The sequence below is a fragment of the Cognataquiflexum nitidum genome (assembly GCF_022538055.1).
Classification (GTDB): domain Bacteria; phylum Bacteroidota; class Bacteroidia; order Cytophagales; family Cyclobacteriaceae; genus Cognataquiflexum; species Cognataquiflexum nitidum.
Window position 1 is genome coordinate 47754 of record NZ_JAKZAM010000029.1, and the last position, 22036, is coordinate 69789.

The 22036-nt window shown below is 39.2% G+C and carries 17 protein-coding genes and 1 pseudogene; 6 read left to right on the forward strand and 12 right to left on the reverse strand.

What is annotated here, in order from left to right; translation table 11 throughout:
• From MMU07_RS17385 to MMU07_RS17405, 5 genes are all read right to left on the reverse strand, one after another.
• On the reverse strand, positions 1 to 855 hold the full coding sequence (locus tag MMU07_RS17385; protein ID WP_241127756.1) for a polysaccharide biosynthesis/export family protein: 855 nt from the start codon (positions 853 to 855) through the stop codon (positions 1 to 3).
• Positions 856 to 1641: 786 nt separating this feature from the next.
• Positions 1642 to 2781, reverse strand: coding sequence for a YjbH domain-containing protein (locus tag MMU07_RS17390; RefSeq protein ID WP_241127758.1), 1140 nt, complete (start codon positions 2779 to 2781; stop codon positions 1642 to 1644).
• Positions 2768 to 3661, reverse strand: coding sequence for a YjbH domain-containing protein (locus MMU07_RS17395; RefSeq protein WP_241127760.1), 894 nt, complete (start codon positions 3659 to 3661; stop codon positions 2768 to 2770). Before MMU07_RS17395 ends, MMU07_RS17390 begins: the two co-directional genes overlap by 14 nt.
• Entirely contained in the window at positions 3651 to 4703 is a 1053-nt protein-coding gene (locus MMU07_RS17400) for a hypothetical protein (protein ID WP_241127762.1), read from the reverse strand. The genes MMU07_RS17395 and MMU07_RS17400 overlap by 11 nt, the downstream gene beginning before the upstream one ends.
• Positions 4704 to 5530: 827 nt before the next feature.
• A complete protein-coding gene (locus tag MMU07_RS17405; RefSeq protein ID WP_241127764.1) occupies positions 5531 to 7960 on the reverse strand; it encodes a TonB-dependent receptor in 2430 nt (809 codons plus the stop codon).
• 476 nt (positions 7961 to 8436) lie between these two features.
• Here MMU07_RS17405 and MMU07_RS17410 point away from each other — a divergent pair, with 476 nt between their 5' ends.
• The 3 genes from MMU07_RS17410 (at position 8437) to MMU07_RS17420 (ending at position 12169) form a co-directional block, all read left to right on the forward strand.
• Positions 8437 to 9516, forward strand: coding sequence for a Fic family protein (locus tag MMU07_RS17410; protein WP_241127766.1), 1080 nt, complete (start codon positions 8437 to 8439; stop codon positions 9514 to 9516).
• 174 nt (positions 9517 to 9690) lie between these two features.
• A complete protein-coding gene (locus MMU07_RS17415; RefSeq protein WP_241127768.1) occupies positions 9691 to 11784 on the forward strand; it encodes a penicillin acylase family protein in 2094 nt (697 codons plus the stop codon).
• Positions 11785 to 11917: 133 nt separating this feature from the next.
• Positions 11918 to 12169 carry a hypothetical protein gene (locus MMU07_RS17420; protein ID WP_241127769.1) on the forward strand — a complete coding sequence of 84 codons (252 nt, stop codon included), beginning with the start codon at positions 11918 to 11920 and terminating at the stop codon, positions 12167 to 12169.
• 448 nt (positions 12170 to 12617) lie between these two features.
• Here the strand turns inward: MMU07_RS17420 and MMU07_RS17425 are convergent, their stop codons facing one another.
• The 3 genes from MMU07_RS17425 to MMU07_RS17435 form a co-directional block, all read right to left on the reverse strand.
• Positions 12618 to 13535: an Abi family protein gene (locus tag MMU07_RS17425; protein WP_241127771.1), complete on the reverse strand. Its 918-nt coding sequence runs from the start codon at positions 13533 to 13535 to the stop codon at positions 12618 to 12620.
• 191 nt (positions 13536 to 13726) lie between these two features.
• Positions 13727 to 14170, reverse strand: a complete 444-nt coding sequence (locus MMU07_RS17430) for a helix-turn-helix domain-containing protein (protein ID WP_241127773.1) — start codon at positions 14168 to 14170, stop codon at positions 13727 to 13729.
• A 147-nt stretch (positions 14171 to 14317) separates the two neighbouring features.
• Positions 14318 to 15475: a Fic family protein gene (locus MMU07_RS17435; RefSeq protein WP_241127774.1), complete on the reverse strand. Its 1158-nt coding sequence runs from the start codon at positions 15473 to 15475 to the stop codon at positions 14318 to 14320.
• A gap of 231 nt (positions 15476 to 15706) precedes the next feature.
• Between MMU07_RS17435 and MMU07_RS17440 the strand changes: the two genes are divergently transcribed.
• Positions 15707 to 15886 carry a hypothetical protein gene (locus tag MMU07_RS17440; protein ID WP_241127776.1) on the forward strand — a complete coding sequence of 60 codons (180 nt, stop codon included), beginning with the start codon at positions 15707 to 15709 and terminating at the stop codon, positions 15884 to 15886.
• Between the two features lie 137 nt (positions 15887 to 16023).
• Here MMU07_RS17440 and MMU07_RS17445 read toward each other — a convergent pair whose 3' ends face one another.
• The 3 genes from MMU07_RS17445 to MMU07_RS17455 are packed head-to-tail and all read right to left on the reverse strand — an operon-like array spanning position 16024 to position 17743.
• Complete coding sequence (locus MMU07_RS17445; protein ID WP_241127778.1) at positions 16024 to 16641, reverse strand: hypothetical protein; 618 nt, start codon at positions 16639 to 16641, stop codon at positions 16024 to 16026.
• 42 nt (positions 16642 to 16683) lie between these two features.
• A complete protein-coding gene (locus MMU07_RS17450) occupies positions 16684 to 17106 on the reverse strand; it encodes a hypothetical protein (RefSeq protein WP_241127780.1) in 423 nt (140 codons plus the stop codon).
• Positions 17107 to 17110: 4 nt separating this feature from the next.
• The gene (locus MMU07_RS17455; RefSeq protein WP_241127782.1) at positions 17111 to 17743 is read right to left on the reverse strand and encodes a hypothetical protein; all 633 of its coding nucleotides are present in this window, start codon (positions 17741 to 17743) and stop codon (positions 17111 to 17113) included.
• Positions 17744 to 17865: 122 nt separating this feature from the next.
• On the opposite strand from MMU07_RS17455, the gene MMU07_RS17460 reads away from it, so the two are divergent.
• Both MMU07_RS17460 and MMU07_RS17465 read left to right on the forward strand, forming a co-directional pair.
• Positions 17866 to 18423, forward strand: a complete 558-nt coding sequence (locus tag MMU07_RS17460) for an RNA polymerase sigma factor (RefSeq protein WP_241127784.1) — start codon at positions 17866 to 17868, stop codon at positions 18421 to 18423.
• 272 nt (positions 18424 to 18695) lie between these two features.
• Positions 18696 to 19763, forward strand: a complete 1068-nt coding sequence (locus tag MMU07_RS17465; protein ID WP_241127786.1) for a hypothetical protein — start codon at positions 18696 to 18698, stop codon at positions 19761 to 19763.
• A 308-nt stretch (positions 19764 to 20071) separates the two neighbouring features.
• Here the strand turns inward: MMU07_RS17465 and MMU07_RS17470 are convergent.
• Positions 20072 to 21715, reverse strand: a pseudogene (locus tag MMU07_RS17470) (bifunctional metallophosphatase/5'-nucleotidase).
• Between the last annotated feature and the right edge of the window lie 321 nt (positions 21716 to 22036).

Sequence of the window (22036 nt, forward strand, 5' to 3'; positions counted from 1 at the left end):
TTAATCGACAAGTAAGTTGATGAATAAAAGCACTGTCGCAAGCGTGGTGGTGATCAAGGTGAAAGTCTGAACGGCGTTTTCACCTGTACCGATTTCCCTTACCTTCATCGGTTCGGCATACAACTGGTCATTGGGCCTAACAAAATAAAAGGGAGAACTGATCAGTTGCCGGTCCCTGAGGTTGATGCGGTGAAGTTTGGTTCCTTCTGAATACTGCCGAAACAATAGTATCTCATCTCTTTTTGCAGCAATATTCAAATCTCCGGCCATAGAAAGTGCCTCAAAAATGGTCAAGCGATCTTGAAGCACTACAAATTTGCCGGGAGCTCTGAACTCTCCCATGGTAGAAAAGCGAATCCCTCCCAACTTGACATTTACAAATAACTCTGAGGTGACATAATCTTTGATCCTGGTTTCGATTTCTATCCTCGCCTCATCTATGGTCTTGTCCACGACATTGACATAGCCTACGATGGGAAGCCTGACGTTTCCGTCCTTGTCTATGGTATAGCCGGTCATATAAAAAATATCTCCGCCACCCATACCGCCTCCACCCATTTGCATTTGCCCCACCATTTGGTTTCCTCTCATGTTGAAGCCATTTTGGATCATATCTTCTACCGTCTGAATATTGACATCGATGATGTCATTGAACTGGAGCCTGTACTCAGGCATGTCGTGTAAGATCATTTCATCCTCATTGATGGGAGGATTGTCTTTGAGGTTTTGGACATATATGATTTTTTCATTTGACACACAAGAAGAAGCAATCAGAATCAACATGACCAATCTTGCTACAAATGACTTTTGCCATAATGGAAAAACAGTCCTTTGAGTTTTGAGTAGTGATTTCATTAGGTGAAGGATTTTATGAAAAATATTTTTCAAGTTTTACAGAAGAATATAAGACGAAACTCTGTCGGCGAATGACCGATAAGTGACTTAGGCCAATTGTTATTTGATACAGCTTCGCCCTTTCAGTCACAGGAGAGACCTATTGATAAATTTGCTAAAATGGTAATTATTAAATCTATTTAAAACTTAGTCGTGGTGAAGGCCTGTTGCCCGTTGCATTTAAGGGGTGATTAAAGCAACATGTAAATTTCGGCAAGCAAGAAAGCACTGAAACCCGGTAAACGCGCAGTCTAATGTTGCAAAGAAATGTTATTTGACATTTAAGGTAAATGAAATGATGAATTAACAGTGAAATTTATAAATCATAAGTCAAAGGGCATTGAAATCCGTCTCATCTAAAAAAAACCGTAAAACCATCCTGATTTGATGTAATTCAAAAAGGCAATGCCTTCAAAAGCATCGTGGATCTAAATCCAAAAAATCAAAATTCCCTATTTATGTAGGTAATTACCTTTATTTTAATTAATGGCAATATTGTTATCCCCTACTTTGAAAATGTCTGAAAAAAGGCTTCAAAAAATGACAAAATAATATTTTTTGATATGTGTATCCGGATTGTTGTACGTCCCTGACAAATTGGAAATTTTCTACTGTAAAACTGAACTCCAAGTGTTCGAGGTGGGGAGGAATGATCCCGAAACTTCGAGAGGCCCGCACATGCCTTGTGCGCGGATAAGGTATGGAAACGGGAGTTTTAATGACAGGCTGTCATGATTGGGAGTTGGTTTACCTCTGAAGCTGCTCTTTTCTTTGATCTTGAATGAATGTGGTTTGGTATTGTCGGACTATATCGTCTAATCGGGGCATTCCGGTCCTAAAATTTCTCCCTACAGGATCAAGCCTAAAGTAAGAATATTCCCATCTAAATTCCTCTGTAGTTCTCAATTCAAAATCCCTGGTCCTAATCAATTTCCCGGGAAAAAAGGGAAAGGCAATTTGGAAACCAACGGCAGTTCCAAAATCAGTCTTTGAAAAATGAAACCCAAAATCTATGGAACCATATTGTCTCAACAGATCAAAACGGATTCCTTTATCTCCAAATAAAAACTGGCCGGCAGTGGCTTTGGCTACCAAGCCCGTGATCGGCAAGCGCCATTCCAGGTCCATCAGACCGGTCCAGCTTTGTACAGGCTGTTTGTACATCGTATTTTCATCAAAAAAATAAATACCTGTCAAAGAACCGGATAAACCCAGACTCAACTTGTGGTCCAATGGAGCATATCTATACTGGAATTCAACCCCATAGCGATCTGACAAAAACAAGCCTGCGTGCGCTAAAAAAAAGTGGCGGGAAGAGTTAGAATAAAAATAACTTAAATGCGTCGGTCCCAGACTCGGATCCATACTCCTTGTGTCTAAGGTATTATTGATCGGAATCAATAGTCCTGTATGGAGACTCAAGCCTCGAAATAGATAAATCCTTGTATCCAGAATCAAATTAGTCCTGTTGGCAATAGGTTCCTCATAGAAACCAAAATCTGCTGTAAAATCCGGCATAAGACGAAAACTGAAGCGATAATCACGCATTGAGTTTGCCTCATTGAGCCATTTCCGATCCGGTCTTCCGACTTTTTGAAAGGACATATTTACCCCATCATAAACTCCCATCGGGCGATTATGGAATAAAGGCACAAACTTAAGTGGTTGCTTGGCATATTTCTCTGAAATTTTAATAGCATAAGAAATACTTGCATAAGGATTACGGAAATTTCTATGCTCAAAAAAGACCTTCAAGGTATCTTCATCATCATTGATATGAACTTGTTCAAACCCGGCAGCACGTAATGCTTGGGCAAGATCTGTCTGTGCTACCGCCGTAAATGAAAGACAGAAGAAAATTGAAATTAAAGTCTTAATTTTTTTCATATTTCCTGAATTCCCAGGGTTTGTTGACCAGTGGTAAATTCAAGTGAATCATTCCTCCAAACCGATCAAAACCATAAGCTGTAACCTGAAGAGAAAGTATTTTTGCTAGTGTCACAAAAACGCCCCCATTTATATTTTTACTGTCATACTCTGCGGTAAAGCCTAGCCATTCAAATGGCATAAACCTAGAACCTACAAAAAACCCATTAAGGTAATGTTCATTAAAATCTTCTCTTGGATAAAATCCGGGTTTTAGTCCATTCCTAAGTGCACCGTTATAATCCAAATACCTAATTTCCAATCCATAACCCACACTTATTTCAATTTGCTTTTTATCATTCCAGCCAATCTGCTTGGAAGCTACCGCCAGATTGTATGTCATGGGATCTGAGACTCCAATTGGTGGAGTAATAATAATGGCCAAAGAAGGTATATATTTTCTTTCCTTTAGAAGCCTGAGGCTAATATCAACATGACGATCTCCCACCCCCATACGTTCGGGTATTTCGGGTAAATATGCCAAATTAAGGGTCACCCTCAAAAACGAGGTTAAGTCGACAGTCGAGTGCAACATCAATTCATTGTAATATTCATCAAAAAATTGCTTGACTGCATATTCACGCGGGATGTAGGCAACGCCAAATATCCCGGTTGGCTTACCTGTTTCCCACCGACTCGAGGGAGTAAGGATATAACCCGGTTTTCCCAAAACATTAATCTGTGCTGTCACTCTAAAAGAACAAAAACAAACAAACACAAAAATCAAAAATGTGATCCGAAGAGATTCTTTTAAATCTCTTCGGATCACATTTTCTTTTATAATGATATAAAAATCGGACAAAACTTTGAAATTAAAAGAAACAAGGAATTTAATTTCCACGACCTTGATTATGGCATGCTTCTAATACACGTTCCAAAGTGGCAATGGCATTTCGGAACTCATTATTGAAATTTTGGTTTATTTCAGCCTCAAGTTTTTGTTTCCTTAAGGTAGCGACCATGATTTCATTGTCTCTAATTAATTTATTGACATTGAGGGCTGCCTGATACACTTGCTGAAAAAATATTTGGTCAGCAACAGCTTTGGCCAATGCAAGCAATCTTAATTCTTCTGCAAGGATAGGATTCCTTAACCGCATTCTTCGGGCTGCATTCAGCATCTTAGCCACTTGTTCAGCTGAGATTTTTAAATTTAGATTGTAAATTTGTTCTGCCACCAGGTTCCTTGCTGTCAATCTTTGATTTGCTTCTTGAATTCTGACCTGTAAACTAGACTCTATCTCATTTAACTGCCCATCCCTTTTTTCTTGTAGTCTGCGTATCGCTCTATCCAAAGCATCCTGTGCTGCTTTTCCACAATTTCCTTTAGCAGGACTTACCCTGTAAGAAATTGTTATAAGTTCAACAGGACTTACGGATTCTGTGATCGGAAGAATTTCAGGAAGGATTAACGTTGGAAATAAATCTTTGAATCTGTTATTAGCCATAACAGACTTAACCACATCTGATATAGAAGCGTCTAGCGAAGGTCTTCCAAAAAAAACAAGGCTCAAATTTCCTTCATTTAAACCTTCAATCTCCGTAAGCATATGCTGCCGAAGGTCAGGGGTAGTTATTTCTCCTATATATTTGGTCAATAAAATGTTTGATTTGGTTTCTTCACTGAGTTCTGATGGATCCGATGCAGCATCAAGGTTTTGTATCATCCTTGCAGCACTTGGGGATGATATCACAATAGGTTGTAAAGCAGGCTCTAATTCTAGTTCTTCATCTAACAATTCAGGAAGCTCTATTGATTGAAAATCATTTTCAACAAAACTAAAAGGTAGTTGGTCTTCTGTATTTTTCAAACTACATTGTGTAGCAAAAAAAGAAGCCAATAAAAGGAGTAATAGGGAGTAAGCAAAATTTAGTTTTTTCATTAAAATTAATGATTTTATGGAATTCATCAACTAGGGCATCTAAACAAAATTAATCTTATTCAATCTGAATAAGGACCGGAAAGCGAAACAGTTTTGAGAAAATATTTCTTCTTTAAAAGATTAAATAGATTTTTCAAATCAAATCAACAAATTATTTTCAATAAAAAATATTTAAAAATTGATTTTGTAAATAAACGGTAATTTTAAATAAAAAAGCATTATGCGGCGCTCTCTTTTAGGAAAGAGAAGAAATAAAAAAGTAATTCATAATCAAATTATCCAAATTTGATAATCTAAATTTTAAAAATTAATTCAACCAAATCGTAAAATGATTACACTAATTTCAACCGACAGCTTTCATTCAAGTTGAAACATTAATAGATTTCACTTAACCTATTAAAATAAAAGTACAGAAATGAAAATTAATACAATGGTTAGAAGGCTGTTTCAAGTGGCACCTTCTCATCAATATTGGTTCGCTAAATCAGAAATTCAGGTCAATTATCACTTTTACTTCATATCCAAGAAAAATGTCGTTTTCACCGATTCCCTGCTCTAATCTTTTGATGGTAAACACTGTAGAAAAACGTTGACTTTTTCCCTAGTCAGTCACAGCAAAAGGGAAAGTGATTTCCAACTTAGCATCTTTGAACTTAAGCTCAAAAATCCGGTGATTTCTGTCAAAAATATTTTATTTCAGGGGAATTTGGTCTCTCAAAAAAAACTTAAGGATTTAATGAGGTACAACAAATTTGGAAAGGCTCAGAAAGGTACTTTACCTATCCTCGCCCTTCCAAATCCCTGAATTTTAAATAGTGCATGAAAGATTATAATTTCAAACCAAAAGTAAAGTACACAGTCCTTCCCTCACCAGGCATAATTCCCGGTCCCGGATAGCCGCCTGCCCTTCTGGTAAAGTACATTTCATTGGTCAGGTTGTTGATTCCTGCTTTGAAGATATAGCGATTTTTGATGTCTGTAGAAGCTGAGATGTCTTGGACCTGATATGCCGGAATCAAACCAACAGTAGCTGTCGCATTAGGCAAAACAGTATTGGAAGCATCCGAGAAAGCATCGCCGATATCGCTCAATTGCCAAGTCACTGAAAATCTGTTGTAACGATACGTCACTCCATACCTGTTTATTTTTCTAGGTGCATTTTCTACCCTATTTCCTTTGAGGTTACCTCTTACAATTTCCCCATCCCTTACTGATGTCGTTGCAAAATCACCATACCTTGCATCGACAAAAGCAAGTGAAGCGAAAAGATGAAGGTATCCAAATCTGGAAGTTTTGGTGAGGGCTGATATAGGGTCAAACTCCACATACCCCTCAAAACCCTGACTTACCGAATTGCCCAAGTTGGTTCTAAACTGATTGATAGCCCCATTCTCACCCTGTACAGCAATAGTACCTATCCTGTCCGCGTAGTTCAAATAAAAATATCCCACATCAAATTTCATCCAATTCTGAACTGCACCCCGGTATCCAAAGTCAAAATTGAATCCCCTGGAATCTTGAAGATTTTCATCGATGATGTCTGTGGTGGCCGGAGGTGTAAGGTCCGATATCAGCACAGGCCTGTAAGCTTGGGAGAAGTTGGAATAAAATTCCATGGATGGGGTGATTTTATACTCAGATCCTATGCCAACCAAAAGGAAATTTCTGGTCGTACTTTGTGGAAGTAAATTCTGATTCTGGTCATTGACGATGTTAAATAATCCCTCCATATTGGAGAAAATCCTCTCGTACCTGAGGCCTGTGGTAAGTAACCACTTGTCCGAAAACCGGAATACATTCTCTGCGAAAGCGGCTTGGTTGATATTGGTGAAGTCAAAATCCCTTCTGTAGACAGCACCGGGGATCAGATCAAAATTCATTTCTGTACCATTGTCCCCCCCACCTACTTGCTTTCTGTCAATAAAACCATTGAAATATCTAAGTCCTGTTGCCAAGGTATTTGATTTGCCAAACAACGAATATTCTGTGATCATCCTGACTTCCGAACCATAGGTAGTATAGAAATCCCTGTCCACCTGTCTGTTGCCCATATCATCCTCTTGGTTTATTGGACGCATAAATCCTATGGAGTTTCTTTCCGCAAATGTCCCAAAAGTCTTCCAGCTCAGCTTGGTTTTTTCGCTTAGTATATACTCGGCGGTCAAAGCCGGGATAAACCAAGGCGTGCTGAACCAATTTCTTGCTCTGGTACTTACCCTGGGATCAATGTTGAATTGCTCATCTGTAAGTCCTCCGGGTTGTTGGCTTTCGGTATCCATATATGTCATTTCCAGACCAATCATCAAGCGGTTGCTGGCTGCATAATTGACCTCCACATGGGCATGATCAGTATTGAAATAGCTGTTTTCTCTCCATCCATTCCCAACCCTCTTTTGGTAATAGGCTGTATAGCTCCATTTTCCTTCTGTTCCCCCGAGGTAATTGAAAGTGCTAAAAAGCCCATTGCTACCTACCGTGTTCAAAGTTTCGAAAGTAAATCTTTTGGATTTATCAGGCTTGCGCATCACAAAATTCATCAATCCTCCAAACTGAGAACCATATTGAATGGAAGAAGCACCCCTTACGATTTCAATCTGCTCCACTACTTCCATAGGAGGTGTATAATAAGCCTCAGGATAACCCATTGGATCTGGGGTAATGTCATATCCATTCATCCGCACATTGAATTCCCAAGAGCGGTTTGGGTTCAATCCTCGCGCTGCCACACCCAACTGAATACCCGAACCGTCATTTTCCCAAATGGAAATGCCTGGGGTTCGGCTGAATATCTGACGGCTATTGTTCATAGCAAGATTGGCATTGATCTCCCCAACCCTGATCACCTCATTTTTCTTTCCTGCATTGATCCGGAAGCGGTCCACCTCAGGAAGCCGCTCCTGTCCCATAATCCCTCGGCTTACCGAAAATTCGAAAGCATCTAAAGAAAGCGGAGCCTCCTCCAAAGTGATGTCCAAAACCTGAGTTTCAGAATCCTTAATAGTAAAAGGCACCCTGACTTCCCCATATCCGAGCATGTTGACTTTGAGAACATAATCCCCTTCTGGAATATCTTTCATGGTATAATTACCCGAACGGTCAGACTGTACTCCCCTAACAGTACCCTCAAGCATCAAGGCCACACCGGGAACAGCCTGCTTGGACTCATCATACACTTTCCCTTTTAATACATTCTTTTGGGCAAATGACACATTCATCCCTAGCAGCAAAGCACTTACAATTGTAAAAATCAGTTTCATATTTTATATATTGTATTTATTTGGATTAATTTTAAATAAGAGCACAATATTAATAAAAGAGTGATTTAGATTTTTATTTATTTAGATTAATTCCATTTAAATTATTTTAATAATAATCATTAACTTTATTTATGGATTAAAAGTCTTTGGGAAGGAGATTCATTTTCTATGCTTAAAGATTAAAACTGCGGATAATCTGACCATAAACCCCTGCCGACAGTCCATACTTCTCCGCCGTGGCGGAGCCACTGCAATTGCACTTCAATCCTGGTTTTATTGAGTTGGTTATATGAAAGCGTACTTCCATTTGATTTTTATTTTTGAAAATAGACAGGTATTTTCTTATGGATTTTATAAAAACTATAGGCCCCTGTTTTTCCTAAAACTATACATTCAAATATTAATATGTATAGATAATTGAAAAATCTATACATATTACCTTATATTAGTATAGAAAATTCGAAAATCTATACATTATGGCAGAATCTAAAAAATGGGTTTTGGAACCACTTCCCTTATCAGAAGACCTTGAAACCAAGAAAGTCCTTAAATGCTTACCTGCCGCACACGCTGCTTTGGCTGAATTGAAAGGAATAGCATCGACTATCCCAAACCAAAATATCCTGATCAATACCTTAGGGCTTAAGGAAGCAAAGGACAGTTCCGAAATCGAAAATATTGTCACCACCCATGATGAACTTTTCAAATCCGCATTAAACCTTGCCTCTTTCCAATCTATGGAGGCCAAAGAAGTTCAAAATTACGTTTCAGCATTGAAAAAAGGCTTTGATCTGACTTCTAAAAAGGGACTTTTGACCAATAATATCATTTTACAAATCCAGGAAACTCTTGAAGAAAATAATGCCGGATTTAGAAAACTTCCGGGAACCACGCTCAAAAATGCTGCAAATGGAGAAGTGATTTACACCCCACCACAAAATCCTGAGGAGATAATCAAGTTGATGGATAATTTGGAAAAATTCATAAATGAGCCTCAAATGTCTGACTATGACCCTTTGGTAAAAATGGCAATCATACATTACCAGTTTGAAAGTATCCATCCATTTTATGATGGCAACGGGAGAACCGGAAGGATAATGAATATTCTATATTTGATTTTAGAAAGACTTCAAACTGTGCCTATCCTTTACCTAAGCAGCTACATTGTCAAAAACAAACCAGATTATTATAGGCTGCTACAAGAAGTGAGGGAGAATGGGGCTTGGGAGGAATGGTTGATTTATATGATTAAGGGGATTGAAGAAACCTCCAAAGAAACAGTTGAATTGATACTTAGGATAAATGAACTTATGGCAGTTTTCAAAAACAGACTAAGAGATAATTACAAATTTTATAGCCAAGAATTGCTCAACAACCTGTTTAAACATCCCTATACAAAGATTGAATTTTTAGTAGAAGACTTGGGGGTGACTAGACTCACCGCATCAAACTATCTCAAAAAACTTGCAGGTGATGGGGTTCTCCGTAAAGAAAAACTTGGAACCGGCAACTACTACGTTAACGAACCTCTGATAAGTATTTTATCTAAAAGGTGATTCTATAGCATGATGATCGCTTCTTTGCCTGTAATCCAATATCCTACTCCAAACAGGGATGCCCCCTGCAGTTAAAATTGTATAGTAAAACTTTGAAAACTGGTCCCTTCCCCAGTTTTTTTGTTTACAATAAAAATGCATTTTGCAATCAAATCTTAACCCCGATAATACCCTATGAAAATCATCCGTTCCGGGCTATTGCTGCTCTTTCCCATAATAATTTTTTCCTGCGAAAGCTCTTACAATTCTTCGGGATGGGACACATCCAAGGTTCAGATTGCACGTGATGAATTTGGAGTGCCGCATATTTTCGGACAAACAGATCCAGATGTCGCCTACGGTTTGGCTTGGGCACATGCCGAAGATGATTTCGAAACTATCCAAAAAACATTGCTTGCCGGGAAACGAATGTTGGGTCGGGTCTATGGCCAAGACGGAGCTGCGGTGGATTTTTTTGGACATTTACTTCAAACAGTTGAAATCGCAGAGGCCAAATATGAATCGGCCTATTCAGAGGAATTCAAAGCAATCTTGGAGGCCTACGCCGCAGGAATGAATGACTTTGCATTGGCACATCCTGAAGAAGTTTTATTCAAAGAAGCTTTTCCTGTCAATACCAAAGAAATAACGGCGGCATATATTCTCTCCCTTTCCCAGATGTCAGGAGCAGATCGGGCGGTTCAACAGATCGTCTCCGGAAAAGTAGAAACCGTACCATTTGATGCCGATCCCAAAGGCTCAAACGCAATTGCCATTCACCCTTCCCGAACGGACTCAGGGGAGGCATTTCTAGCCATCAATTCCCACCAACCCCTAGACGGACCTGTGGCTTGGTATGAAGCACACCTCCATTCAGAGGAAGGATGGAATATTCTTGGGGGACTTTTCCCGGGCGGAGCGATGATTTTCCATGGGGTAAATGAAAATCTTGGATGGGCGCACACGGTCAATTTCCCGGACCTTTTGGACCTGTACCAATTGGACATCAATCCAAAAAATGAGGATCAATACCATGTAGATGGGGAATGGCTGGAATTGGAAGAAGAAACAGTTTGGCTTCGGGTAAAACTTTGGGATTTGATCACGATTCCCTTTCCAAAAAAAATCTGGAAAAGTATCTATGGCCCTACCCTAGTTACTGAACAAGGAGCATTTTCGATCCGCTTGGGTGCCTTGGAGCGAATCGGAGCGCCGGAGCAATGGTGGAGAATGAATAAATCCAGGAATTTCAAGGAATTCAGTGAAGCCATGTCGCGGATGGAACTGACAAGTTTCAACACAGTATACGCTGACAAGTATGATACGATTTTTTATGTCAGCAATGGCCTGATCCCCGTCAGAGATCCATCCATTGATTTCACCGGGACAGTAGCCGGAAATACCAAAAAAGCCTTGTGGACCAGCTACCATGACTTTGAGGACCTGCCACAACAATACAACCCTACTTCGGGATTTTTATTCAACACCAACCATTCTCCTTTTAAGGCGAGTGGATTGGCAGACAATCTCAATCCGGACAATTACCCCAAATCGATGAATTACCTACTGCGGGACAATAACCGATCGATCCGATTCCGTGAATTGATGCCAGACACGGGGAGGATTTCCTACGAGCGTTTCAAAGAAATCAAGTACGATGGACAATTGCCCGAAAAACTGGCTTTCCGTACCAATATGGAATCTCTTTTTGGCCTAAACCCAAACAAATACCCCGAAATCGCCAAGCAGATCGAAACCATCAACAACTGGGATAAAAGCTCCGGAACCGAGAGCGAAGGGGCGGGAGTTTTTGCTTTTGTGTACTATTATTGGTGGGACAAATTTGCTGAAAATGGGAGGAGTTGGGAAACCACACTTACAGAAGAAGAATCTGTAGAAAGTCTCCTAGCTGCCAAAAATCATTTTAAAACCCATTTTGGAAAGGAATTGGTGACTTTGGGAGAATATCAAAAACTGGTAAGGGGCGACAAAGTGCTGGCTTTACAGGGAATTGATGATGTGATCACAGCCATGCGGTCATTGCCTTGGGAAAAGGGGATGAGGAAAGGCACACAGGGGGAGTCATATATAATGATGGTTCGCTTTGGGGAAGACCTTCCAAAGATCGAGACAATCAATGTCTTCGGAGCAAGCAATGACCCTGACAGCCCACATTTTGATGATCAGATGGAACTTTTCCTCGGTCAAAAGCTGAAACCGATGACTTTGGATAAGGCCGAAGTCCTGAAAACAGCGAAAGAGATTTATAATCCGGGAGGTAAGAAGTGATTTGTTTTTTACCTTTTGGTGAGGAAAAACCTTGAAAAATCCCCACATACCAGCAAGACCTCATTCGTCACCTTTTGGAATGGATAATTCAACCAATCCTTATATTTGAAATTCATGTTAAAACAATCAAAGAATGTTTGAAGGTACAAGCTATCCAAGTGCGCTGGATGAATCGGTTTTTGAGGAATGGCTTGCAAAAGGGCGAATGAGTAAAACACCATTTGCCTATCTATTGGTCATGTGGGATGAACTGGACCGCACCTACATCCCTGTATATATCGAAGAGCGGAGTGAACTGAAAAATTTTGCCCGCTATGGTCAGGCTCCGGATCACCAACTTTTGGTAGCGGCGTATGACTTGTATTCGGAGACGAGGGTGGTGTAGGAAAAATGTTATCAGGTTTCAAGATTTGAGGACATTAACTCTAAAAATCTTAATAATACTTAAGAACTTTTCTTGCAATCAAGAAAGGAGTATTTCCGCAGGTATTTTCAACTCTTTGTGAAATAGTTTAGCCAAATCCAAAGTAAGTGGCTTTTTACGGTTTAAAATCATTGATGACATAACTTTTGCTCCCAACCTTCCCTACCAAATCTTTGTTTTTTATTCCCATATCATCCATCTTTTATTTGATGGCATCTATTATTGGATCGGAAATGGGATGGGAAAGTTTCTATCTTCATAATCCTTGATCAATAACAGCGCAACTTCAACTTGCTTCCCTGTAGCAGTATCAAGAGTTATTTGTTTGTTAAACATTTCATCTATCCAATTCAAATATTACTCATATTGAACATCAGACTTTATTACTGTCAGTTCCATATTATTTGTTCTAAGCTGAAAGATTATTTTTCCACAAAGCCTCTTCTTGCCAAGATTGACGCATGCCTAAGGCGTTTGGGTCAACGTTTGGATATTTATCAAACAATGAATTTAGCTTGGATGTCATGTGGTTTCCTGGAGCAACAATGTTAAGTAAATACTTCATGATACACAGGTGAACATAGAGTTTTTGAAATTCATGTGCCTTAGGAACTTCTTTAATCCAATCGTGAGGAGGATTGGACAATAGTTTTACTGTTCCCGGAAGGTTCCTGTTCCAAAGTCTAGCATGATGTGCACAGTAATTTCTAATTTGCGCAATGGATTGCAACCAACTAGGGAGAAAAGTGTGATTTACAGCACCATAATCTTTGGCAATTTCGTCTTTTGACTTGACGGTATGCTTTAGGTTGCCATACAATTTTGAAAGTGAGCCAAAACTTGTATGCTCCAAAGTTTTCCAAGCAGGAGGAAACCTAGTATCATCCTTGTGCTTTTTAAAATGGCTATTCAATACTGAATCTTTACTTCTGCTTAGCTCTTCTTCAATACTAGCCAATGTCTTTACTAAGGCACGGCTATCAGTAAAAAGGTCGAAATTTTGAAACCACCAAGGGTCAAATTCATGGGAAAGATGGTAGATTAATTTGGTTCTTAAACTGATTTCTATTTTCTCAATCGTATCGAAGATCAAAAGTCTGATTTCTCTATCAAAACAATAAAGCGCTATCACATCTTCGAATTTACTGTTTGGTTTAAAAATATGTTTTTCTTTGTCAAACTGCATCGAGTGCCAATATTCTCCCAGCCTGTAATAGCTGATGTGGGAAAGAAAGTGATTGGCTTCTGAATCCGATGATATCTCAAGTCCTCGGCTTTTTAGCAAGGCGATTTGTTCTTCGGTGGTGGTGGGTTTCTTTTCAAACATGATGTCACAAATACTGTGAAAGCCCCTAAAAAGCAAAAGACACGCCCTGGGACGCTGTTCTTATGGGTAGCGTGGCGTGTACTGTTAATTCAAATGTAACAATATTATTCTTTACAGTAATAAAAATTCCTATATTTTCTTTAGCAGAAGCCAAACTTCAAGATTTGATATCTCTTTTCTATGTTCCCAGATTAATAACCTAAGCCCATTTCTTGAGCTTCCTGAGCAAGCAAATCCAAAGCTTTTCTTCTTTTTTCACGGAGTACCGAATCATATTTCTGGATATCTTCAGGCAGAATCCTTCTATGCGATCCTACCTTTTTATAAGGAATTTTACCTGTTTCCAAAGGTTTGACCAAATGGGGGCGGGAAACTTTCAGAAAATCAGCCGCTTCTTGGGTACTCAATTCACTTGAAGAAGAGATGATTTCAACAGATTTCCCATCTGCCATTTCATCTAAAACTTTTTCCAGAAGCATGACAGCTTTTCTTGGTACAGAAATAACCGTTCCTTCTACTTGAAAAACCATCAAATGCTGATTTTTTGTCCTTCCTGAGATTCTTCTCAATGCCGCAACCGACTTTCCGGCTACTTTTTGATCTTCTGCCAATGGTTTATTGATGGATGAAGCCATAATAATTTTATTGTTTCTGTGAAGATACTAAACGAAACAAACGAAACAAAGGTTTGAATTTAAAAAGCGGGGAAAAGTCAGGCTTCCATAAAATGCAAATGACATAAAAAAGCCTCAAATCTTGCGATTTGAGGCTTTTAATATTTTTTAAGGTGTGCTGAATAAATCAATATACGCTTGAAAGGCGAAGATTCTGTTTCTCTTGAATCCTGTAAGCTCAACAAGTATTCCCATTTGAACGAGATCCTTGATCAATCGGTTGGCTGTCGAAACGTGCACTCCTAGGATTTCTGCCACTTTGGAACTGTCAATAATCGGGTTCCCGTAAAGGTAGTTTAAGATTTTTTTTGCTTCCTGCTGACGCTTTCCAAGTTCAAGAAGCTGTGTGAACTCGACTCTCTTTCGAAGCGCTAAGATTTGTTGGAAGGTATTGATACTGGCTTCGGTGGTTTCTATTACACCAATCAGGAAAAAACTAAGCCAAGTATACATGTCATCTTTTTCTCGCACCCTCATCAGGTTGTCATAATAATCCCTTCTGTTTTTCTCGAAGAAATCTGAAAGGTACAAAACAGGTTTCTTCAAAAGTCCTTTGTCAAGTAGGTACAGCGTGATCAGTAATCTTCCGATCCTTCCATTCCCGTCGAGAAATGGGTGGATAGTTTCAAACTGATAGTGAATCAAAGCAATTTTTATAAGATGGGGTACATGGGTCGGATTTTCACTTATATCAGCATGTATAAATTGCTCGAGGTCGCCCATCAGTTCTGAAATTTCTGGATGCGTTGGAGGAACAAATACAGCATTCTTAAGACTTGGTCCGATCCAATTCTGACTGGTTCTAAACTCCCCGGGAAGTTTTTCTTTTCCTCTTGTGCCTTTCAATAAAGTTGCGTGAGTTTGTCTGATCAGCCGTGTTGAGATGGGAAGTTTATCCATATCCCCTATGGCTTGGTTCATGGCTTCAATATAGCACCTTACTTCTTTCCAATCCTCTCTTCGCTCCGGATCAAGATCTTGTTCTTTGACCAAAGCCTCTTGAAAAGATGTTTGAGTCCCTTCGATTTTGCTTGAAACAGTCGCTTCCTTTGTGATGTGCATCGAAATAAAAAAATCAATATCAGGAATCAGCTCAGAAAAAGCATCTAGTTTACCCAAACTTCTATCTGCCTGACTGAGTAAGTTTGCCAGCTTTGGATCTGAAATCACCCATTCGTAGTTGATTTTTTCAGGACTGAAGCTTCGATATTCCTGACGTTTGACCCAATCACCGGCCTTAAAACTCCTGATATCTTTTGTTTCCATCTCTATCTGCCCCAACAGAATTTTGTAATTGCGAAAAATACATTTATTGCAAATATAAAATATTATAATTGCATTTTTACACTTTTTTGCGAATATAGATTTTTACGATTGTAGCATAATTCGAAGAGCTAAAAAGATATTAAGCAATAAAATCCAATAATCTTTGAAGACCCAAGCTATCCAAGTGCGCTTGATGAATCGGATTTTGAGGAATGGCTCGCAAAAGGGCGAATGAGTAAAACACCTTTTGCCTATCTATTGGTCATTTGGGATGAACTGGACCGCACCTACATCCCGGTATATATCGAACAGCGGAGTGAACTGAAAAATTTTGCCCGCTATGGTCAAGCACCTGACCACCAACTTTTGGTAGCTGCATACGATCTTTATTCTGAGACGAGGGTGGTGTAGAAGGGAATGCTGATCAGACCTATGTTTTTTAAATTCAATAATAGTCAAACCAACAAATTGGATATGTCACAGAAAAAGCCTCAAATCACAAGATTTGAGGCTTAAATGATCAAATACTCAGAGAATTATACAGGGCTTTAGAAAAGGTTTATCCTAAATCCGATATTTCCTGTGAGGCCTGAGATATCGGATTGATTGAAATTTCTGTAATTCATTTCAGATACCATCCTGTAACCCAAGCCGAAATTAAGTTTCAAATGACGGGTTAGATTCAATTGGATAAGTGCCGAGGGTTCTACCTGAAAAAAATTTGCCTCTCCAAGACCGGCATCACCTACTTCATTGTCCATCTGTACCTCACCATAACCTACAAAAAGCGGAAATGTCAGATGCACTAATTTGCTGGGTTGCCAAGTATACTCTCCAAATGCACCCACCGACCAATAATCCATGTAAACATTGGGGTTGGTTTCGCTTTGTGGAATAATCTGATTTACTGAAGTATTGAAGTAAGCACCAAATCCCAGCTTCTCTTTGATACTAAGACCTCCTCGAAGATTGAAGAGTGCGGCATTGCCTCCATCCATTTTAGTAATTCCAAATGATGGCGCTAGGAAAAACCCCAAGTCCTCTTTGCTAATACTAGAACTGTTTTCAAACAATGTCTGTATTTCTTTACCCTCTTGGGCAAAGGATTGCTCAATATTGAATAGAAATACGAAGGTAAGAAAAGCGCAAATTATGTACTTTTTCATAAGTGATTTGTTAATTGTGTGAAATTATAAGTTGGTTATATGTCAAAATTGAAATACAAGTCTATCCCCACTGTCTTCGAAGGATAAAGTATTGGAAGTCCTGGATTCGAAATACCAATCATCATCCAATTCGTATAAAGGAGAGTTTAATGGAAAATCCATTTCAAGTTCAAGCCTTCCATCATCACGAAAAACCCTGTAGGTGCCATTGATAGTAGTACCATTCAAAGTAGCTGTTACACTGCCATCTGCACTGAATGAAAATATGTAACCGGAGAATTGGGAGGTTTTATCCCTCCCATCTTCAATAAAAGTGATGATGCGCGTGCCTGTTGCAGAGGTCAGGATTTCAGTCAATTCGCTGCTATTTCTAACCTCAGTCGTTACTTGTGAATTGTTATCCTCCAAGAGTGCACAGGAAGACAAAATCATACATAATAGGTAAATAAGAGTTGGCTTTTTCATATAATTAGTTGTTTTTCAATTGACTGAAAGAGAAAATACCCATTTTTAAACCCACTTGAAAAGTAAAGGCATTGCCGGCGGTGGGTACACCCGCTGCATTTTCAACAATACTGCCCATCACCCGATAACCAACTCCTGCATTCAACCTAGCAAACCTGTGTAGGTTAATTTCTATTAATGCTTTTGGCTCCACAAACAAGGTTTTGGATTCATCAAAATCAAAGTCTCGACCATCATCGTCAATTTCCACCTCCATCAGCCCGGCGGATAAAGGAAAAGTGAAATGAATTAATTTGTTGGAGAAGACTGTGTATTCCAAGAATCCGCCGGCGGTCCAAGAATCCAGATGTGCCCTATCAGGCAAGCTGTTTGTAAAAGATTCCGGACGTACATCGTTGAGCAACCTTCCATAGAATCCCCCAACAGTGAACTTGTCGTTTAAAATCAGTCCACCTCTGAAATGGAAAAATCCGGCTGCTTCTCCTGCTAGCTGGGTCACCTGAATTCCCGGCTCCACCATTATTCCTATTTTGGAGATAGTTAAATTCTCACCAAATAAGGTCTCCTGTTTTTCTTGTGCCCGCAGGTATTGGGTACTCAAGGCAAGGGCAAACAGTAAAATGATTGTTTTTTTCATGTCTTTTTTAGGGTTTGATTTAGTTTATTGGGATTACGATCTGATCTTTTAAAATGGTTGCCTGAAAAAAAAAAAAAAATAAAGGCAACCCTAAAGCCTCTTCACTTCGTGATACTGCTAATATGAATCTTCAAAATTCCTCTGAATTACAAAAAGTAATACAGCAGTGCCTTTCTAAAGATAAAAAGGCTCAACAAAAGCTTTTTGAGCTAAGCTATTCCCTATCTATGAACGTCTGTAGGCGTTATGCAAAAAACCTTGAAGAAGCGAAGTCACTAGTCAATGAAGGAATGTTGAAAGTTTTTCAGCACTTGCATACCTACAATCCTGACCTGTGTTTTGGAGGATGGGTACGGAGAATCATGGTCAATACCGCGATCGACCATTTTCGAAAAGTCAAAGCATATGAGCAACGTTTTCAGGATTTGGAAGGCGTTGATTACAGTCAGGACTACCTTCCGACTGTGATAGATGACATCAGTGCAGAGGAATTATTGGTACTGGTTCAGCAGTTGCCACCGGCATATCGGATCGTATTTTCACTTTTTGCCGTGGAGGAATATACCCATAAAGAAATAGCAGAAAAGCTTGGTATTTCGGAAGGCACATCTAAATCAAATTATGCCAAGGCACGGGCAAAGCTGCAAAAAGCCTTGACAGCATCAAAAATTTTAAATTAAGAACTGACATGGACAGAGAACCTGATTTCGAAAAAAAAATCAAGCAAAAGCTTGAAGAAGTCCATACCCCATATGATTCAAAAGCATGGGAAAATTTTTCTAAAGTACTGCATCAGGATGACTTACCCATCTGGAAAAGATGGTACATTCCTTATCTATACAGTACTTTGCTTTTTATTCTAGGAACCTGGCTGCTTTACCCTTGGGATAAAACCACTGAAACTCCCCCGCTTGGTCAAATCACTCCAATTTCAAAATCCGACACCTTGGTTTTGAGAGATACAGTCTATCTGATCGATACTGTGTATGTCTACAAAACAGTCGTCATCAAGGAAGAATTAAGACAAAAATACATTTCTAGTGGCCAAGCCGAAAATTCACAGCTTTCCCTTGCCCCAATGAAGGACCCTGTACAGAAAAACTTTGGTCAAATTAATGATAATTCAGAAGTACCTGTGGGAATCATTCCCCAGGAAAAACCTGAGTTTTCTAACCTTAATCTTGCAACAAAGCAAGAATTCAAAGACTCAATTCACATAAGAAATCAAAATATTGAGCAAACACAGGTCTCTGAAAGCCTCCCTAATTCAAACGAAATAAAGAGCTTAAATCGACCTACGACGGTTGTTGCTCCAGCCATTGGTCCGTCCGAAACTTTTGTTATGCGAATAGAAAAAGAATTGGTAGTCGGAGACACCAGTAATCTTTCAAATACTCCTTCTAAATTTTCGAATAAACCATTTTTGAATATGGAAGCCGGCCTTTCATTGTTAATTCCGGTGACTAAAAATATTGATTACTACATATCTACCACACAAGCTTTAAATTTAGGATTGGAATGGAACAATGGCTGGGGAATTTACACGGGTCTAATTCGAAACCACATCCGGGGGGAAATAGACGATGATGATATTGCGACTTTTAGCCCAAATATTTTAGATCAATTGCCAGGTAGGCCTAATGATATCAATATAATAGATGAAATTTATGTGAGTAACAGACAATGGTATTTCCCTCTTGAGTTGCGTTGGAGGAGCTTATACTACAGCGGATTTAGCTTTGAAAGCAGTCTGGGAATCATGGGCAATTTATTAGTCGACCAGAAATTTGAATATGAATTTGACAATAGTCTGACTAGCCAGTTTGAAACACTCTCAAAAAATCAATTCAGATTAAGTCATATTAAGTTTGGGATTGGGACAAACTATCTGCTCTCTGAAAGAATGGGAATGTTTTTAAGGAGCCATTACTGGTTACCACTTTCGGGTACGGGCCTACTGAATAACCGCGTACACGGAATGGAACTGGGCGTGGGGTTAAACTACTTCTTGGGCAGGTAGCGGTGGATGAAAAGCCAGATATAAAGCTACTTATTTGATTAAGTGCAGCCCATTGGGGATCAAGAGTGTAAAACTTAAAAAAGGAGACTTCAATTTAAAAAGTATAAGAGGTGCAGAGAAACCTGCAATTATTAAATTGAGACTTTCTTTTGTGTCAGAAAGTCCTAAAATAAAGCCTCAAATCTTGCGATTTGAGGCTTTTCATTTTTTTTACTTAAGGTGTGCTGAACAAATTGAAATACGCTTGAATGCGGAAATGCTGTCTCGGTAATCGGTTAAAATCTAGATGTATTCTCCATAGGTCCTCATCATTTTTTAATAATCCTACCTTCGGTTTTACCCTGGTAAGTTGGAAATGTACTGAGATATTTTTTGATGGATTCAGTTACCAGTTCATGAGTATTTTTCTTGTCCAAGGCTTTTGTGAATGCCAGGTATCCATCTCCCCCATCCGAAACAAAATTCGGGACCAAAACTTTATAAAGGCGATCATTTTGCACCAATTCACCTTGAATATGAAGAGAAACCAGCCTTTTCCCTACCGGTTTGCTCTCGTCATAAATATAAGTAACACCTTTGGAAACCTGTAAAACCCCATTGGTAAGGGAAGCTGCATGTTCAAAAACCTCAAGGATCTAAACACCTGTAAGCTCCGCCTTGACGACTGTATTTGGAAACGGAAATGCCGAAATAATATCCCCAACGGTAATATTCCCTGCGGGAATATCTTGACGTAGCCCTCCACTGTTTACCACCGCAAAATCATTATCAGGAAAGGAATGTAAGATGGCATCTGCCACCATATTACCCAATAAAGATTCTTCCCCATAAGAGCGGGTTAGGTTTTCAGAAGCAAAGGAGACTTTTTCAGCAGCAATTTTCGAGGATTTGATTTTCCATTTATCAATAACTGCCTTCGTTTTTTTATCATCTTCAATTTCATCATCAAACACAACTTGAAGCTTATTTGAATAAGAAACAATCTTATCAGCTTCCTGATCATAGGTAATATCAAGTTTTCCAAGCTGAATACCCAAAGCATCTGTTGAGACAATCAGGGTTTGACCGGACAACAAAGGTTCAGGAGTGCCTTGGTGGGCATGACCAGTGATGATGATGTCAATCCCGGGAACATTTTGGGCGAGTTCAATATCTTTCTGCAGGTTTCGGCTGACATCCACATTCCCGGTGGAAGATTGTCTTCCCGGAATACCCTGGTGTGCAAGGAGGACAATGATGTCTACTTGGCCTTCCAATTCTTTCAAATATTGTTTCAGATATACTTCCTCATCCCGGGCCTCTACACCCTGTATCATTTCTTCAGAAATCGTATCATAGAAGGCGAACTTTCCATGAAGTCCTATCAATCCTACTTTCACACCGTTTGTCTTTATGATCATATAAGGTTTGTCCCATAAAAGGGAGGAGGTATTTTCAAGAAATATGTTGCCATTTAAAATAGGGAAATCTGCTCTTTTGAACTGTTTGACGACATTTTCCCAGCCATGATCAAACTCATGGTTACCCACCCCTGCGGCATCGATTTTCATTTTGTTCATCACATCTATGACAGCCCTACCTTCTGTGATGTAACTAATATAGGGACCTGTGAAATAATCGCCGGCATCCAGGTAAATGGTGTTAGGGTTATTCTTTTTTTCATCCTTCACCAAAGTGGCGATATTGGCGAATCCTCCTATTGCACGGGTGTCGCTTACCCAAGGAACAATGTGGGGTTCAAGATGGGAATGCAAATCGTTGGTGTATAAAATGGTGAACTTTTTAAAAAGTTGTTGTTCTGAAGATCCTTGGGCTAATGCAGAAATTGAAATGAAAGAAAACACAAAAAAATAAAGAGTCTTTTTAAGCGGAGAGGGCAACATATTCATAACCGGAGGATTGGTTTTATTTATTTGAGTTCCATGCAAATTAAACAGTTTTAAAAATAGCATTTCTTAAATTCATTGCATTTAGAAAGAACGGTCCTTTTTGATGTTTTCCAGAATTATTTGTTTACAAAAAATGACCCGTTTAAAGGTAATGAATAGATATTGCAACCGGAGTGAGGTTTCTATGATCTTGAAAAAGGTTTTCAAATAACTTGATTAGGGATATTCTTCACTCGACTTCATTAAATTCCAGGATAGGTTAATTTGGGTAAGTAGCTATTCTGGTAAAAAATTTTTCTTGGCAGGTTATCGCAGAATTCCAGTTGTCCTAGCGATAAAGAACAGCAGATGGAAGCATCAGTAAAAAAGGAAGCGCTTTATTAT